This is a genomic window from Hydrocarboniclastica marina (assembly GCF_004851605.1).
Taxonomy (GTDB): Bacteria; Pseudomonadota; Gammaproteobacteria; order Pseudomonadales; family Oleiphilaceae; genus Hydrocarboniclastica; species Hydrocarboniclastica marina.
The window spans coordinates 1,881,425-1,897,900 of the sequence record NZ_CP031093.1; the positions used below are offsets into that span (position 1 = coordinate 1,881,425).

Genomic DNA, 16,476 nt, shown 5'->3' on the forward strand with positions numbered 1-16,476 from the left:
ATAACACAAGCGAGGACACTGACATGGCCGCTCTACAAGGTGTTGTTCAGCCACCAGCAGAAATCCGCCTGCGTAAATCCCAGGCACTGGTGGAAATTACCTGGGCCGACGGCCACGTCAGTCGTCTCTCATGTTTCCAGTTGCGGTCGGCGTGCGCCTGCTCGTCGTGCAGCCAGGCCATGTACCGCGACGGCAAGCGGGAGCTTGACCCGGCAGTCATGGTGACGGACATCCAGCCGATGGGCGCGAGCGGCCTGCAGTTCTTCTTCTCTGACGGCCACAGCCGCGGCCATTTTCCCTGGCGCTATCTGCGGGAGCTGCCCGACATTACGGGCCTGACTGAACCGCGTGAATCGGCTGAGCCATCCGTTGCCAACCCTGCCGTCGCGCCCCGACCCGGAGTTGCGCAATGAATGTGTTGGCGGCCAGCGCAGTGCCGCTGGGACGGCTCAAATGCCTGTATCCGGGCGTGGCTTTCTGTGCCGTGCTGGCATTGGCTGGAAGCTTCCTGGCCGAGCATTACGGGGCACCAGCGCTGTTGTTGGTCCTGCTGCTGGGGTTCGGCTTTTCAGCGCAATCCCGGGATCAGCGACTGGAGGAGGGCGTGGCGTTCTCGGCCCGGACGATTTTACGGGTCGGTATCGCCTTGCTGGGCGCGCGCATCGGCCTGACCCAGTTTGAAGAAGTGGGAACGCTGCCGGGCGTGGTTGTACTGTTGGCGGTGCCGCTAACGCTGGGTTTCGGCCTGTTGCTGGGTTCCTGGCTGCGACTGCCTTTTGTACACAGTCTCGTGGCGGCGGTGGCCGTGGCTATCTGCGGTGTTTCCGCGGCGGTCGCCGTTGCCGCAGCGCTGCCAAGCGGCAAGCTCGAGGAGCGGCGCCTTCTGGGGGTAGTCATCGGCGTCACGGCTCTTGGCACGCTGTCGATGGTCGTCTATCCGTTGCTGACTGCGGCCCTTGGGTTCAGCGCGGCCGAGAGCGGCATTTTGCTGGGCGCGAGCATTCACGATGTGGCCCAGGCCGCGGCTGCGGGTTACCTCGTGTCTGATCCCGCGGGCGACATCGCCACGCTTACCAAACTGTTGCGGGTAGCCATGCTGGCGCCGCTGGTGCTCTTGATTGGGTACCTGTTACGACGCGGCGAACCCGGCCGCGCCGAATTCCCGTGGTTCCTGTTGGGCTTTGTCGTTCTGCTTGCACTCAACAGTTTCGGGCTGATTCCGCAATCGCTACGGCAGCTGATGGTCGCCGCGTCCAGCTGGTGCCTGCTCGTGACCATGGCGGCGTTGGGCATGCGGACTTCGGTTATTGAATTGATGGGGCTGGGCTGGCGCCCGCTGGCGCAGCTTACGTTGTTAAGTGTGTTCCTGGTCTCCGTGGTTGCGCTGCTGCTGGTGCTGGTTCCGGCCCTGACATGAGCGGGCGACAGAATGCTCCTGCACTGGCGGAGCTCGAGGCACCCGCAGCGACTTGAAGATATCTGAACGCTTAAAACACCGCATCCAGGGGATGCATCAATTAGAGGATAGGACCATGGCAGCATTCAGCAATGCAGATGTTCTCACTGTTCATCACTGGAATGACACGCTCTTCAGCTTCAGGACGACCCGGGATGCCGCGCTGCGGTTTGAGAACGGGCACTTTGTGATGATCGGCCTCGAAGTCGAGGGCAAGCCGTTGATGCGCGCCTACAGCATCGTCAGTGCCAACCACGACGAATACCTGGAGTTTCTCAGTATCAAAGTGCCCGACGGCCCCCTGACATCGCGGCTGCAACACCTCAAGGCCGGCGACAGCCTGCTGGTGAGCAGCAAGCCGGTGGGTACGCTGGTGATGCATGATTTATTGCCGGGCAACAATCTGTACCTGTTCGCCACCGGCACCGGGCTTGCGCCCTTTATGAGCATTATCAAGGACCCGGAGGCCTACGAGCGTTTTGACAAGATTGTGCTGGTGCACTGCGTACGTTTTGTCAGCGAACTGGCCTACCACGACCACATCATGCAGGAACTGCCCGAACATGAGTTTCTCGGCGAAGGGATCCGCGACAAGCTGATCTATTACCCGACGGTGACCCGTGAGCCATTTCGCAACGAAGGCCGGATCACGACCCTGGTCGAGAGCAATAAGCTGTGCAGCGACATTGGCTTGCCTGCGCTCAACAAGGAGACGGATCGGGTCATGCTTTGCGGTAGCCCGGCCATGCTCGACGAATTGACCCGTATGCTTGACGCGCGGGGGTTCATGGGGTCGCCTCAGTTGGGGCAGCCCGGTCACTACGTTATCGAGCGGGCTTTTGTCGAAAAGTAGCTGAAATACCGGGGTGGGCCTGCCAGCCAACCTCGGCCAACGTTTAAGACGTCTATCCCTCCCCAATCTCACCGAGGAAAATCACCATGGCGATTCCGACCCGGCGCAGTGTGGAAATGGTTCTGGAGCAGTGGTCAGAGCCTCACCTGAAGCAAAATCTGATCGCTGCGAAAGCGGTCAGGGATATCCAGTGCGAGGAAGACCGAATCAAAGTGCAGCTGTCGTTGGGCTTTCCCGCTGACGCTTACGGTGCCGAGCTTTCGGCGATGCTGCAGCAGCTCCTGCGGGAGCAGCTCCAGGTGTCCCGGGTGGAGATTGACCTTGGCTGGGACGTGCGTAGCCACGCGGTCGCAGGCACAGTCAAACCGCTGCCGGGTATCAAAAACATTATAGCCGTCGCGTCAGGGAAGGGCGGCGTGGGCAAGTCCACCACCACGGCAAACCTGGCCCTGGCCCTGGCTGCGGAGGGCGCCCGCGTGGGCATCCTTGATGCGGATGTCTACGGGCCCAGCCAGCCGCGCATGCTTGGCATTGACCAGCAGCCGGATGTGCTCGAGAACAAGCGCCTCAAGCCCCTGGAGAACCACGGCGTCCAGGTCATGTCGGTGGGCTTCCTGGTGGACGAGGAAGCTCCAGTCATCTGGCGCGGACCCATGGTGACCCAAGCCCTGACCCAGCTTCTGAACGGCACCGCCTGGCAGGGGCTGGACTATCTTCTGGTGGACCTGCCGCCGGGTACAGGAGACGTACAGTTGACGATGGCGCAAAAGGTTCCGGTTACCGGCGCGGTGATCGTCACAACGCCCCAGGACATCGCCCTGCTGGATGCGCGCAAGGGGGTGCGTATGTTCGAGAAAGCTAACGTGCCGGTGCTTGGCGTGGTCGAAAACATGAGCACGCACATCTGTAGCGGCTGCGGTCGTGAAGAGCATATCTTCGGCGCCGGGGGTGGGGCCAGAATGGCCGCGAACTACGAGCTTGATCTGCTTGGCGAGTTGCCGTTGGACATCCGTATCCGTGAAGGCGCAGATGCCGGAAAACCGATCGTCCTCACTGATCCGGCTGGCACCTTGGCCCAGGCCTACGGCAGGATCGCCCGGAACATCACCGCTAAAATTGGCCTGACGCCGATCGACTTCAGCGCCAGCTTTCCCAGGATCGTCGTCCACGAAGTCTGATTCCCAAAGCCTTCTTTCACGTTTCACTCTCCAAAACAAAGAAGCCCCCGGCCAGAACCGGGGGCTTCTTTATAGTGCTGTGCTTAAGTGCGGTTATGAATAGTGCTTATGAATGGTGCTGTACTGACTGCTTAGTGCTGTAATGACTGAATAGTGCCGTGCTGGAAAAGTAAGCAGCTACTGACCGAGGCCTGCAATCAGACTGCCACCGTTGGTGCTGGCGTAGGTGTCAGCGTCGGCTTTCTTCATGAAGGCAACGAGATTACCACCGCTGTTCTCGACCATGAAGGCCGCCTTACCGAACAGCTTCAGCCCCGTACTGTGGTCGTAGACGTAAGTGGCGTTGATTTCCTTGCCATCCGCTTCCGCCTTTTTTCTGGCTTCAAACATGGCGGCAATCGTGTCGTACTCGCTCACACCCTCGTCCTTGAACCAGATTTCGGCCTGGGCAAGGTCCGCATTGTTGGCTTTGGGGGTTACGACCTCAGCCACCTGTTCATCGTAGTCGACGCCGTTTTTCTCGTAGGCTTTGCGAACGAACTGGTCGTCGACCCAGCGCTCGAAATCCAGATCCGGCACGTTACGTTCCCGCTGCAGCAAAGCGTGGCTCTCCTTCAGAGACGCAACCCATTGGGGCTTGATTGAGGCATCCTGCGTGGTGATGCCGCCATTGCTCAAGTAAAGGTAGAGCACCTCCTTCTCAATACCGGTCCACTCAGACACTTTCATCGCCGCGCGCATGGGGTCTTCCTGAATCCATGCCTGAGCTTCAAGGGTGGCGTTGATGACGCCCTGAACGACTTCGGGATGCTCGTCGGCAAACTCCTTGCGTACGACAGTGCCGTGAAAGGTGGGGATGTCTGCTTCGCTGCCATCGAAGATTTTGCGGCCGGTGCCGCGGAACTCCATCACTTCCGACCAGGGCGTAAAGTCAGCATGGGCATCGATACGACCGCCTGCGATATTGGCCACACCCACGGGCGGTCCCTGATCCCGCAGTTGAATACTCTCACTCAGCCCTTTGTCCGCAAGCACCTGCAGGGTCATTCCCCAGGCGGCACTGCCGAACGGCGTGGAGATCTGCTTGCCCTTGAGCTCTTCCAGAGACTGAACGGGCGAATCGATAGGGACAACGATGCCGTTGCCCGTTCCCTTGAGGTTGTAGCCGGTGATGGCGATGAGCCGGGTCTCGGTTTTACCCGCTTTCTGAAAGGCCGCGCCGTTGGTGATCAGGGGATAGTCGCCCATCACCCCGAATTCCAGCCGGCCGGCAATCATCTGGTTGGTAATAGGCGGCCCGGAGGTATAGTCGCTGTAAGAAATGTTGTAGTCGGTATCGGCGTATTTGCCATCTTTTGGCAAATGTTTCTGCAGCAGCTCAAGTTTCTCCAGCACGATCCCGCCGGAAACCGTGTTTGTCACCGTGCTTTGATGGCCGATGCGCACGTCGATGGTCTGGGCCACACCCACGCCACTGAGACTCAGGGCGACCATACCGGCCGCGACTCTGAATAGTTTCATTAGTGAATCCTCGCTTTTGTGCAAATGGAGTTGTACTAGAGAGCGCTCTCTTAGGGACTGGAGTTGCAGATTCCGTACCATTAACACAAAGACACGCGGTGGCAGGCGGGTTGACAGGAATTGTTGCAGAATGCATCGAAGGCGTCTGATCGAGCAAAAAGTATTTTTGTTGAGTTCTGGTGCGCCCGCTGCACAGCCGCGCACCATCTTGACAGGGGCGGGCATGACAAGTAGGACAAGCGCTTGGGGAGGGGCGACACCTGTTGGCCCGGGCCCGGCCAAATCAGAAAGTGGCCTTAAAGCCTGGCGAGTTTCCAGTTCCTCAAGTGGATTTAGGTCATGTAAAGAGGACGATCAACCCAATCAGTGTTTTCGCCTTTTTGAAAGTCAATCCGAGGGCTTTTCGCTCTTGGTCGCCGGGCCATATACGAGGTCGCCGTGCTGCTCCGACGCCGGGGCGGTAAACGGATGCTCCACAGTCTTGGTGGGCGACATGATATGCAGAACCTGGACGCCGGCTATTTTGAGATCGTCCGCGATCATCGAGCGGTGGCAGCGCCACCAGACGGCTTCGGAGCACATGACCGCGGTTCGGTGTTTTCGCGCTTTCTCAAGCAGGCGTTCACGGCCGGCCTGGTACTCCGCGGTTTCCATGTGGTCTGCGTAGGCCCGGAAAGAGGGGTGGCGCCAGATGGTATTGGCCGAGTCCGGATCCGGTTTGCGCCGGCCGCCGAGTTCTTCAACCATGAGGTAACCAACACCGGCCTCGGCCAGCCGGTCTGCCAGCTCGTCCTGACCAAATTGCGGGTGCTTGCGAGACCCAGCGAACCGGCGCACGTCCACCACAAACTCGATAGTCTGCGACTTCAACAGCTGCAGGAATTCCTCCCAGGACCGGGATGAATGGCCCAGAGTCCACAGGGTCGATGGCATCTCCGGCAAAGCGCACCTCCTTTGCTGACTTCTTCATCTTGTTCCCGGGACATTGGCAGGCCGCGCCGCTCATTTCAATATCCTGGGGCTCGGTAGAACGCGTTTGTCATCAGAGCAGGCTTCTGCGCCGCTTTTCAGCTTGAGCGAGCTGAATCAGTACGACAGTGAGGATCAGAAAAGCGAGGCTCCAGCTGAAAGCCCCGAGAAGATAGAGCGACAGCCCTGGCACGACGGCGGCGGCAATCCGCGCCAGGGCAGCAAAAGAGATCAGGGCGATGGCTACATAGACAGCCTTGGGCATATCTGTGTGTTTGTGGCTACGTTGTGTCCGGGTTCGCGCCATAACCGTCAGCGTCAGCGTGCCCAGGGCGCCAATGGTCATGCCGTGCAGGGCCGTTGAAAGAGGGATAGCATTGCTCAGAAGCGCGGTGGCAATCAGGACCCACCCGGCGATGATCCACCAATAGCCCAGCATCAGAGCCAGCAGGTCAGGGCGGCCCAGGCAGAGCCTGACGGGCCAGCGCACCAAACGAAACAACGTCAGGGCAGCGGCGAGGAGAAGCAGAAGGCCAGTCATCTGGCGCCACGGTGCCCACGGCAGCAGATTGAGCACCAGAACGAGGCCCATCACTATCAGCACAGTGCCTTCAAGCCGGGGCTGAACCCGTGCTTCCAGTTCATGGCCCTGTTTTAGCAGGTGTCCAGCGACCGCTGGCGCCAGCATGCGACCGCCCATAAAGAACATCAGGGTGCTCAACAGCAGGATCGCCTCCAGCAGAATGCCATACAAAGGCCCCGCTATTTCGGCCCGGTAAAGCCCGTGGAACACCACAGCGCCTGCGCACAGGCCCAGGATGATCGGCGCTACGGCTTTGTTTCGCCATTTTTTAGCGGTGCGGGCGAACCGTGGTACGACCCGATACGCGAGCAAGACGGCGAAGCCGATATTGAGCGCTAACGAAACCATGCTCGATGGCCAGCCGAGGAAGGCAATACGCGCCGTCAGCCAAATTGCCGTCAGCAGGAAAATCCGGGGCTTCGGCTGGGGTCCCAGAACGTACCCCGCGACCACCGCCAGGGCGAAGCCGAAGATCATCTCATGGGCATGGCCCAGCGGAGCCTGAATCCCAGGGGGCGCCACCACAAGTTCGAACTGGGCCAGCACGGACCAAGGCAGCACGAGGGCGGCATAGGCCGCCGCGAGGGGGAAAAAATAGAGGTTGGCAAAGGGCTGCCGGGCCTTTTTTGTCACGTGGCCAGTTCCCCGGTCAGGTCAGCGCCACCGAGGGGAAAAGCACCACGGCGGCGCCTAGACAACAGGGCGCTCGATCTCGAAATCCCGCGTCGAGCAACGGTCGCACTCTCGCTGACGGGAGGGCCGAACCGTAAATGCCAGGATCAGGAATGAAATGAGTGAAAAAGTAATCAACACCTGAAGCAGGAGAGGAACGTCACTGAGCATGATGGATAGCCTCCAAAACAAACGGTACTGAAGAGAGCATGCGGATTTTCCGCTGCTTTTTAAAAAAAGCATATGAGATGAATCTATAGTGCGCAATGGGGCAAAGGAGGTAGGCGCGAGGTGGTACAAGCAGGGGCAGGGATGCCTACCGCAGCCGGTGCACAGCTGATGAGTTTGAACACGGCGCAATTTGGCTTGGCTGCGCACCTGAGGTAGGCGCATCAGATGTAGGCGACCCAGGCTAGAAGCGTTGCGGGAGAAGGCCATCTTGGCATGCAGGCGGATGACGGGCAGTATAGCCGGGCGGCAGAGCGGAAAAACCAGCGGACATTAGCCAGTGGACAACAGCCAGTGGACAATAGGAGGTTGCGATGTGCGGTCGTTACAACGTTACTGATGACCCTTTCGTGCACGAGCTGATGACAAAGCTGGGCTTGCCGGATCTCTACCCGCGACCGCAGCTGAACGTTCCCCCCGGGGCTGAGGGTGACTTTGTAATCCAGCGAGGGAATGAGCGGCTCCTCACGCGGGGTATCTGGTCACTGCTTATTGAAAAACGAGCCCAAGGTGCTGGCTTCAGGCCCAATCCCAAGTTCCAGACGTTCAATGCCCGTGCTGACCGGCTGACGACCAGTCCCCTGTGGCGCAAGGTCTATCCCGGCAGGCGTTGCGTCATTCCGGTCAGCGCGTTTCACGAATGGCGCGGCAAGCAGGTCTACCATATTCATCCATCAGGTGAAGCCACCGCCCTGGCCGGACTTTGGCAAACCTGGCAATTTGGGGACGAAACAGTGAATTCTTTCACGGTCATCACCTTGCCGCCGCATCCCAGGTTCAGCCATATCCACCCCAAAAGCATCCCACTGATGCTCCGCCCGACAGACTTCGACGCCTGGCTGGATCCGGATTTTCACCAGGTCGATGCCTTCCAGGATCTGATGAAGACCCACATACCGGCTCCGCTGGTGTGCCAGCCGGTTAACAGCCCCGACGATCTCGTGCCCGTAGGTGAGGCCGAAGTGCTGGACGCTGATCGGCATGGTTGATTGCTGTGCCGCTGTGCTTGCCGGCGATCAGCTCCGCTGGTAATTCGCACTACCAGCCTTGCGCACCTCGGCGTAGCCAGTGGTGTACGAACGCCAGTTTCCGCTGCGCCACTCCTGACAGCACGAAGGGATACAGGTCAGAAAGGCCCATCGAGCGATTAATGTGGTTGACGCCCATGGCCAGCGACGCTGCGGCATAGATCAGCTTCTCGGCGTCTGGCTCTGCATATGGATCCCAGTTTGCACCGGGTAGCTCCGGCGACCAGAGCCCGGCGGCGACAAAACTGTCAGTGATGTCGGTAAGGTGCAGCAGGTGTGCGGCGGTTTCGGCCCAGTCTTCGTGTGGGTGGGACGAGGCGTATGAACTCAGGAACCGAGACTTCCAGTCAGCCGGCGGGCCTTGGTTGTAATGGTGCTGGAGCGCGGCCTGATAGTCGACACGCTCGTCGCCAAACATGGCGCGAAACGCATCCAGAAAATCTTCACGCAGGCTGAGCCGCCACCAGAGCATGTGCGCGATCTCGTGGCGCATGTGCCCGATCATCGTCCGGTAGGGCTCATCCAGTGCTTCACGGCGCGTTGTGCTCAGCACCGGATTGGCCTCGGCAACGCTAATGGTGACCACGCCCTCGACATGCCCCATGGCGACAGGCGTGTGGCCTTCCGCAAGCAGATGGAAAACAGGCGGTGCGCCGGGGTCTTCAGGCCGGAACCAGTGCCAGCGGCCCAGGTTGTCCAGAACCCAGCGTTTGGCCGCTTCGGTCGTTGCCCAGTTCGGGATGGCATCAGGTATAGCGGGGTCAGGAGCCAGTGCGGTCATGGCACAGGCCCGGCAAAAAGCGCCCTGTTCAGGCGCGATCCAGTTGCAGCCTATCACCTCCCGGTTGGCGCAGAATGGCGGCATCGGCACAAACGCCCGGGCCTGGGGATCGTAGGCGACGGGCGTTCCCTCGGCTGTGGTGAGGTTGTCAAACCAGAGAGAGCCGGGACCGACCGGATTGGAGAAAACACGCATAAGGAGGATCTCCGGAAGAGGGCGCAAGGAATGTCCAGTGCAGCCTCCTCCGAATCCAATAGTTGGTCAAGGGACGAGTCCCAACGGGGCAATAACACTTTTTAATAGGGGCTGGCGATAGTCTGGATTCTCGGGCGGATAACCTCTGCAGCCAGGTTTGTGGACCCTCATGGGGCCCCCCTGGGCTGAATCGGGGCGTTGGGGCATGTTAAAATGATGGATGCCTGATTTTACCCCCGCGGATGCGCAATTCCTGGCCTGGTGGACGCTCTACTTTTCGGGTCGGCCACGGGACGTCGTTACCGAGGCCCGGTTGGCCATGCACTGGAGCGTCAGCATGGAAACCCAGCAGCGCCTGGGCGAAGTGCCGCGCCCGGACCTGTGGTGATTGCTGGCTGACGTTCTTTCTTACCTCAAGGTCAACCTTTCGGCCCATCAAAATGATGGGTACGAGGTACCATGGGCATCTTTCTGTAATGGAGCTCTTGTGAGATTCCCAGCTTTCATGCGCGAAAACCCCCGCCTGGCATTGTTTGCCTTTCTGGCAACAGCTACATCCGGGTTTGGCCAGACGTTCTTTTTCTCGGTTTTCGGTAGCGGCATTCGCGACACTTTCGGCCTGGCCAACAGCAGTTATGGTTTGGCCTATGGATTGGCGACTTTGCTTTCGGCAGCGCTGATCCTGAAGCTGGGCACGCTTGCTGATCGTTGGGCGCTGGGGCAAGTGACCGTCCTTGCAGTTGTGATTCTGGCATGCGGGTGTTTCATGATCGGGTGGGCACCCCACTGGTCGCTGTTGATACCGGGGTTTCTGCTTGCACGGCTGGGCGGGCAGGCCATGCTGTCCCACCTTGGCATTACGGTGGCTGGGCGTTATTTCGAGCGCAGCCGTGGACGCATCATGGCGTTGACGGCGGCCGGCTTCCCGGTAGCTGAAGCCATACTGCCAGCATCTGCCGGCCTGATGCTCGTGTGGGGCGGGTGGCGCCTGCCCTGGTTTGTCGCGGTCGGTGTGCTGCTCCTGTTCTGCCTGCCGACACTTCTCTTTCTGGCGAGACACGCAGCTCATCCATCGCAGTTGGCAGAGTCCAGCAGCGGCAACACCGGCGCCGGCCTGACCCGGGCCGAGGTATTGCGGGATCGGGGCTTCTATTTCCTGTTACCAGCGGTGCTGGCGGTGCCATTTACCGTTACCGCGATACTTTTCCATCAAACCGCCATCGCCGAGTTACGCGACTGGCCGACAGAACGTGTCGCTACCGCTTTCACCGGCTTTGCCGCGGGCCACTTGCTGAGCCTCTCTTTCGCGGGTGTGCTGGTGGATCGCTTGGGCGCGCAGCGTTCGCTGACCCTGGGCCTGCTGCCCATTCTCTGCGGATTGCTCATACTGGCATTCACGGACGCTCTCTGGACGCCCTATCTTTATCTTGCAGTGACGGGCGTCAGCCTGGGGTGTGTGGGCGCCGCAGGCGGGGCAATCTGGCCCGAGCGATACGGCGTTCGACATCTCGGCGCCATCCGCTCTGTTGCCCAGGCGACTATGGTGTTCTCGACGGCGCTCTCGCCGATACTAATAGGATTTTTTCTGGACCTGGGCCTGAACACTACAGCCGTTTCACTTTTGCTTGCGTCGGCGGTCGCCGGGAGTCTGGTGCTGGGTCATCTCGCACCAGCCATCAGCCCTGTAAGTGAAAGCCTGGAGCACGAACAGTAAGCGCTCGGGCTATCATGCGTAGGGCATTTTTTTACAGTAACTTAACCCCGATGGCTTTGCTTTGACGGGTAGGCTAGTAGTATGAGTGCGGGAAGCACAACCACGCATCGGCGCCTAGCCCCGGACCATTGCGTTTGCCGGCACTACGGGGCGTTACTTTTCACGCGGGTAGGGATGAAGGGAATGATCAACACCTGTCTTGACGAGTCGATCAGGCTCTTGCAGCGCAACAGTACTGAAGCCGGAGTACTTGCCGCAACCCGGAGTAAGGAGGCAGAAGAACGGCGCTATACCCGGGTTTTCGGCCGCGATGCTGCGATCTGTGCGTTGGGCATGGCTGTCGTGGACGATCCCGTGCTGCGCCAGAGTGCGAGGGCGAGCCTGCTTCTGCTTGCCCAGCATCAGGCTGAGAACGGCCAGATTCCCAAGTACGTGGACCCCTCCGGCGCAGAAGCCGATTTCTGGTATCTCGGCTGTATCGACGCCACCCTCTGGTGGCTCATCGCTCTCAAGTTCTTTGCCCGGCATGCCAGGGACGCGGAGCTTGAACTCCTGGTTCAGCCCAATGTCCAGCGTGCACTGACCTGGCTACGCTGTCAGGAGCACCCCAGGCTCTATCTGCTGCAACAGAACGAGGCGAGTGACTGGGCCGATATCATGCCGCGTTCCGGCTTTGTCCTTTACACCAACGCACTCTGGTATGCCGTAAAGCGGTTGTACGGCCTGTCTTACCAGGAGGAGACCAAGTTTCACTTCAATCACCTCTTTTTCCCTTTCTCCCGTGACATTCCGGATTACCGGCGCTTGCGACTTCTCATGCATTATGTGCGCAATCGGGGCAAGAACAGTGAGCTGTATCTGAGCTTCGTCAACTTCTCCTTCTGGGGCGATGAGGGCGACATATTCGGCAATCTCCTGGCGGTTCTGTTCGGTCTGGCCGACGAAGGCCCATCCAATCGCATCCTCCGGGCGATCGAGGCAACCGGGGCAGCAGACGTGTTTCCGATTCGGGTGACAGATACGCCGATTGGGCGCGACCACGTGATGTGGCGTTCATACATGGGCCGGCACAAACAGAACCTGGATTATCAGTACCACAATGGCGGCATCTGGCCTTACGTAGGCGGTTTCTGGGCCATGGCGTTGACGTCGGTAGGGCAACACAAGAAAGCCGGCAATGCGATCGAACAGATGGCCCGCGCCAGTGAAGTCGGCGACTGGGGATTCTATGAATGGTTTCACGGAGAAAGCGGTGAGCCCAATGGCATGCGCGGGCAGTCCTGGAACGCGGCGCTATTCATCCTGGCGGAGTCCATGGTCCGGCAAAAAACGCGTAGCGAGGACATGTTCTTCTGACAGGGTTTTGCTGCACAGAAGAATTACCGCTGAGGTGAATCGCCAACACGTGCACCGACAACCATCTCGGTGACCCAGCTCACCAGTATGGAGGTGTAAGCGTCCTGGTCGTTTTTTCCCGTAAGCGCATGGTCAGCGCCATCGATAATGCGGTGGGTCAGGGAATGGGACGACACGAAAGCGTTCCGGTAGCTCATGATAGTCTCGTGGGGTATCAGGTGGTCGTGTTCAGACTCAACGATGAGCACGTCACCCGAGAACTGCGAGCAGGCCGAAAGAGCGCGGTTGCCATCGGCGGTGACCCGCTCGCGCCGGTAAGCCTGCAGCTGCTCGCGATTGAGCTTGCCTTTAGGCAGACTCCAGCCTTCATCCCTGTATAGCGCCGGCACCTGCAACGCCAGCCATCGCACGGTTCTCAAGCCGGTCAGGATGCTGGCCAGGTAACCGCCATAACTGCTGCCCACGACGGCGATTGCCCCAGGGTCTATGGAAGGGTGCTCGGCGAGCAGGTCGTAGGCTGCGCAGAGATCTTTGAGGTTGTGTTCACGCGTGACCTGCTCTTTCTGGGCGACCGTTCTGGCATGCCCCCGTAAATCGAACGTCAGGCAAATGCAGCCCAGGCCGGCGATCCCCCTGGCTCTTGCAAGGTCGCTCTCCTGACTGCCGCCCCAACCGTGCACAAAGAGTACACCAGGAATTTTCGACTGTGGCGTCAGAAATGTACCTGCGATCTGGTCATCCCCGACCTGTATGTCTACGGGCTCACTGGTTGCAGTCATTGGGGTATCGACCTCTGGAATACCACTGTGTGCATCGTAATCTTTTCATTGCAAGGCGACCTGTCCGTGTGTTTCGGACGGCTAGCCGTAGGGCCTGGTAATGACACATTTCGTCATATAACCCAGATCGGGGTCCTCACCCTGATAGAGAATCTCGGCTTCAGGCGGCACCTGCACATGAGCGCCGAAGACTTCCAGGGAGCTTGTGCAGATTGCCGCCAGGCTCGGATCAGCCTGAAAAGCTTCCAGTGCCGCGATCTCGGCACTGCTCGCCCCGCCAATGCGCCACGACTGCTCGAGTACGCCAGAGCGCGTATCACCACCCGGGGCAGCGCCGCGGGCAATGTCGTAATTGCGTCGGGATGCGAAGAAATCCTGGTAGCAGGTGTTGGCCGCCCGGTCGTATTGTTGGGCCTGAGCGACCGCAAGCTTTGCATCGGCAGCAAGATCCAGCGCCAGCAAAGCATCGAAGTTGCCCCGGGCTACGGTCAGGTCACTGCCGCCATAGACCTCCTCGCCGCTGTTATCCCGGGTCAGCCGCTGCGTGCCGTAATAGCTCACGGTGAGTTTCCCGAGCCGCACCTGGCCCACACTGAATGTCGTCAGGTCTTCAAGGTGTTGTTCAAGTACGAGACCGTGATTGGCGATTTCGGATTGATCCTGGCAGTCGAGATAGTGGGAGAGTTCGTCGGACGTGCTGATTCTGGCCTGGCCGCGTCCGGCTGTCGCCCGTACAGTTTTGACGCGAACCGGTCCCAGATCCAGCAATCGCAGGCCGGCCGTGTAAGCATCCGCCAGAGAAAAAGCGGTGAAGCCCGGCAGTACGGCATCGCGGACCTCTTCGGCGAAGTCTCGAACCCAGCCTTCGGGAGCTGTCGCAGAAGCGCTGACAAGCGGGTGGGAAATCGCTTTGCTGGCCACGAAGGGGTAGGGCACAACGCCGCCGAACAGATCTTGCTCGTCATTGATACCCAGCTTCTGCGCTTCAGAAAGAGTCGTAATCGACTCTCTGGGCACGAGATAAAGCGGGCGGTGGTATTTTCCGGGCACGTATTCGCCGCCGAACTCCAGGTTCTGAAGGCGGGCGATGCGGCGGGCAAGCTCCTGGTGGGTTATCCGTTCGTGTTCTGGTCCTGGGTCCCGTCCAGGGTAAACGACGACGACTGCATCAGTGCCTGTTCCCAATGTTTCGGTCTCCTTTCTCCCATGATTGCACAAAATCCTGGCGGAATTATGCACAGCAGTTCCATGCGTTCTGGTGGTCTACTTTGGCGCACAGCGCGGCTCAAAAACAATTACACGATGGCCATGCCGGACGGCGGCCCAATCACACCGCGACTCGGGCGGATGCACCAAGCTGAAGCTCAACAGTGGGCACGCGAGGCCATTCAGCACCTGACCAAGAGCATTGCCAACGCGTAATTAAGGTTAAAGGTTCGCAGACATAAAAGAGATGTACTGTATTGAGAGGAATCGGAAAACCGCCGCCATATTTATCGATCAGGGAGGTCGAACATGGTACATGCGGCTATAAGTGCATTTAGCTCATTTTCACCAGCCACAACCACCGCAAGGGAAGCGCTCGAACCGGGCAGCAGCGTTCAGTTTGAGCCGTCGTCCTTCGCTCCACAGCCAGAAAGACCTGTAGCCCACGGAGGGGCCGCAGGCGCCAAACGTATTCTGTTTGTTACATCGGAACTTGCCGACTTTGTCAAGGTCGGCGGCCTGGGCGACGTGTCGTCATCGCTACCCCGTGCGCTGGCCGAGAATCATGATGTCAGACTATTGATGCCCGCCTACCGTGAGGTTATGGAGTTGGAGCGGGATATAGAGATAGTCGGGCATTTGCCCAGCCATGCCGACATACCTCCGTGTGAGATTGGCAAACTGACGTGCCCGGACGGCATGGTGGTGTACGTGCTGATTTGCCCAGAGCTGTTTGAGCGAGAAGGCAACCCGTACTGCGACGAGCTGGGCGAAGGCTGGTCAGATAACGAAATCCGGTTTGCCCGACTCTCTTTGGCAGCGGCTGAAATCGCGGCGGATGAACCTGGGCTCGGCTGGGCACCCGACCTGTTGCACCTCAATGACTGGCCCACCGGGCTTGCGGCGGGATACCTGACATGGCGCGGGCACGAGGTGCCGTCCGTTTTCACCATACACAATCTTGCCTACCAGGGTGAATGTGACAGCACGCGCCGCGAAGCGTTGGGGATCCCTGCCGCAGCGCTGGAAAGCGGGGACGCACTGGACTCAGCAGGGCGGATCTCTTTCCTCAAGATTGGATTGGCATACTCCTCCCATGTCACCACGGTAAGCGCCACGTACGCCCGAGAAATCACCAAGCCGGAGTACGGCTGCGGGCTCGATAATCTGTTGGCCAGCCGCGCGGAGGAAGGGCGGCTGAGCGGTATCCCCAATGGCATCGATGACTCCTGGGATCCCCGCATAGATCCCCATCTCGAATTCAACTTCGCTATGAGCGACTGGCGCGGCAAGCGGGAGAACACGCAGTTTATCCGGCGAATGTTTGGGCTCGCTGTCAGTAACGGGCCGCTGTTTGCCGTAGTGTCCCGCCTGGTGCACCAGAAGGGGCTGGACCTCACGGTCGCTGCAGCGGAATCGATAGTCCGGGCGGGCGGCCAAATCGTCATTATTGGCCGGGGCGAGCGTCCCATCGAGACTGCCCTGTGCAACCTCGCTGCGCGATTCCCAGGTGCGATCGGCGTCAATATCGGCTTTGACGAGAGCGAGGCGCGCTGCATGTATGCCGGTAGCGATTTCTTGCTGATGCCCTCCCGTTTTGAACCCTGTGGATTATCCCAGATGTACGCCCAACGCTTCGGGTCGCTGCCCATTGCTCACCGCACAGGGGGGCTCGCCGATACGATTGAGGATGGTGTCACGGGTTTTCTTTTTGACGAGATGAACATCGAGAGCTACATGCGGGCGATTGACCGCGCTTTTGCGGTGTTCAACTCTACGGATCTCTTCTACGCGATGCGGCGCGCTGCAATGGCCAGCCGTTATCAGTGGCGGGAAGCCGTCAAGCCCTACCACCGGCTTTACCAGAAAGTGCTGAACCAGTACTGGCAGGCAGGTGTTGAAAACCCGAGTGTCAGGCGTTACGCCGCAAACCAGCGCTACGTAGCATACTGACAGC

At 59.5% G+C, this 16,476-nt stretch carries 15 protein-coding genes; 9 read left to right on the plus strand and 6 right to left on the minus strand.

Annotation, left to right across the window (positions count from 1 at the left end; all coding sequences use genetic code 11):
* Positions 1-23 precede the first annotated feature (23 nt).
* The 4 genes from soil367_RS08465 (at position 24) to apbC (ending at position 3,487) form a co-directional block, all read left to right on the plus strand.
* Positions 24-413, plus strand: coding sequence for a DUF971 domain-containing protein (locus tag soil367_RS08465; protein ID WP_136548685.1), 390 nt, complete (start codon positions 24-26; stop codon positions 411-413).
* Positions 410-1,417: a YeiH family protein gene (locus tag soil367_RS08470; RefSeq protein ID WP_136548686.1), complete on the plus strand. Its 1,008-nt coding sequence runs from the start codon at positions 410-412 to the stop codon at positions 1,415-1,417. The genes soil367_RS08465 and soil367_RS08470 overlap by 4 nt, the downstream gene beginning before the upstream one ends.
* 115 nt (positions 1,418-1,532) lie before the next feature.
* On the plus strand, positions 1,533-2,309 hold the full coding sequence (locus soil367_RS08475) for a ferredoxin--NADP reductase (protein ID WP_136548687.1): 777 nt from the start codon (positions 1,533-1,535) through the stop codon (positions 2,307-2,309).
* Between the two features lie 86 nt (positions 2,310-2,395).
* Positions 2,396-3,487, plus strand: a complete 1,092-nt coding sequence (gene apbC / locus soil367_RS08480) for an iron-sulfur cluster carrier protein ApbC (RefSeq protein ID WP_136548688.1) — start codon at positions 2,396-2,398, stop codon at positions 3,485-3,487.
* A 177-nt stretch (positions 3,488-3,664) separates the two neighbouring features.
* Here the strand turns inward: apbC and soil367_RS08485 are convergent, their stop codons facing one another.
* The 3 genes from soil367_RS08485 to soil367_RS08495 all read right to left on the minus strand — a co-directional run bounded on the left by soil367_RS08485 (position 3,665) and on the right by soil367_RS08495 (position 7,193).
* Positions 3,665-5,008 carry an ABC transporter substrate-binding protein gene (locus soil367_RS08485; protein WP_136548689.1) on the minus strand — a complete coding sequence of 448 codons (1,344 nt, stop codon included), beginning with the start codon at positions 5,006-5,008 and terminating at the stop codon, positions 3,665-3,667.
* A 387-nt stretch (positions 5,009-5,395) separates the two neighbouring features.
* Complete coding sequence (locus tag soil367_RS08490) at positions 5,396-5,941, minus strand: DUF488 domain-containing protein (protein ID WP_246065611.1); 546 nt, start codon at positions 5,939-5,941, stop codon at positions 5,396-5,398.
* 109 nt (positions 5,942-6,050) lie between these two features.
* Positions 6,051-7,193, minus strand: coding sequence for an NnrS family protein (locus soil367_RS08495; RefSeq protein WP_136548691.1), 1,143 nt, complete (start codon positions 7,191-7,193; stop codon positions 6,051-6,053).
* A 581-nt stretch (positions 7,194-7,774) separates the two neighbouring features.
* Between soil367_RS08495 and soil367_RS08500 the strand changes: the two genes are divergently transcribed.
* On the plus strand, positions 7,775-8,449 hold the full coding sequence (locus tag soil367_RS08500; RefSeq protein WP_136548692.1) for an SOS response-associated peptidase: 675 nt from the start codon (positions 7,775-7,777) through the stop codon (positions 8,447-8,449).
* Positions 8,450-8,498: 49 nt separating this feature from the next.
* On the opposite strand, the gene soil367_RS08505 is transcribed toward soil367_RS08500, so the two are convergent.
* Positions 8,499-9,464 carry a zinc-binding metallopeptidase family protein gene (locus soil367_RS08505; protein WP_136548693.1) on the minus strand — a complete coding sequence of 322 codons (966 nt, stop codon included), beginning with the start codon at positions 9,462-9,464 and terminating at the stop codon, positions 8,499-8,501.
* Positions 9,465-9,684: 220 nt separating this feature from the next.
* Between soil367_RS08505 and soil367_RS18815 the strand changes: the two genes are divergently transcribed.
* The 3 genes from soil367_RS18815 (at position 9,685) to soil367_RS08515 (ending at position 12,534) form a co-directional block, all read left to right on the plus strand.
* On the plus strand, positions 9,685-9,852 hold the full coding sequence (locus soil367_RS18815) for a hypothetical protein (protein ID WP_172962303.1): 168 nt from the start codon (positions 9,685-9,687) through the stop codon (positions 9,850-9,852).
* 99 nt (positions 9,853-9,951) lie between these two features.
* The gene (locus tag soil367_RS08510; protein ID WP_216642790.1) at positions 9,952-11,178 is read left to right on the plus strand and encodes an MFS transporter; all 1,227 of its coding nucleotides are present in this window, start codon (positions 9,952-9,954) and stop codon (positions 11,176-11,178) included.
* Between the two features lie 183 nt (positions 11,179-11,361).
* The gene (locus soil367_RS08515; protein WP_216642791.1) at positions 11,362-12,534 is read left to right on the plus strand and encodes an amylo-alpha-1,6-glucosidase; all 1,173 of its coding nucleotides are present in this window, start codon (positions 11,362-11,364) and stop codon (positions 12,532-12,534) included.
* 23 nt (positions 12,535-12,557) lie between these two features.
* Here soil367_RS08515 and soil367_RS08520 read toward each other — a convergent pair whose 3' ends face one another.
* Positions 12,558-13,313 (minus strand): alpha/beta hydrolase family protein, encoded by a 756-nt coding sequence (locus tag soil367_RS08520; protein WP_136548695.1) that lies wholly within the window; start codon positions 13,311-13,313, stop codon positions 12,558-12,560.
* Between the two features lie 81 nt (positions 13,314-13,394).
* Positions 13,395-14,498, minus strand: a complete 1,104-nt coding sequence (locus soil367_RS08525; RefSeq protein ID WP_216642792.1) for a DUF3182 family protein — start codon at positions 14,496-14,498, stop codon at positions 13,395-13,397.
* A gap of 330 nt (positions 14,499-14,828) precedes the next feature.
* On the opposite strand from soil367_RS08525, the gene glgA reads away from it, so the two are divergent.
* Entirely contained in the window at positions 14,829-16,472 is a 1,644-nt protein-coding gene (glgA, locus tag soil367_RS08530) for a glycogen synthase GlgA (protein WP_136548696.1), read from the plus strand.
* Positions 16,473-16,476 lie beyond the last annotated feature (4 nt).